Annotated in this window: 1 pseudogene; it reads right to left on the bottom strand. The window is 67.4% G+C overall.

Annotated features, from left to right (window positions below):
• Window positions 1-223: pseudogene (locus SB822_RS61510) on the bottom strand (magnesium chelatase); the annotation flags it as partial.
• Window positions 224-230 lie beyond the last annotated feature (7 nt).

Here is a 230-nt window from a genome sequence, read left to right as displayed (position 1 = left end):
CCGCGCCCGCTCCACCGAAGCAGACCAGCGCAGCTTCCGCACGCATCGCGCTCGCGCGGTCGAACAGCGCAATCAGCAAACCCTTGGCAAGCGCGAGACGCTCTCCGGCCAGCATCGAGCCCGAACAGTCCAGCACGAAGCAATGCAGCACACCGCCGCGCGGTACATCACGCATGAAGCGCAGATCTTCGGCACTCAGCGCGCGCCGCCGTTGTTTCCCCATCGCGGCG

The sequence above is a fragment of the Paraburkholderia sp. SIMBA_054 genome, from assembly GCF_046534875.1.
Lineage (GTDB): Bacteria > Pseudomonadota > Gammaproteobacteria > Burkholderiales > Burkholderiaceae > Paraburkholderia > Paraburkholderia hospita.
Note: the sequence above shows the minus strand (reverse complement) of the source record. Positions and strands in the feature narration are given on the sequence as shown.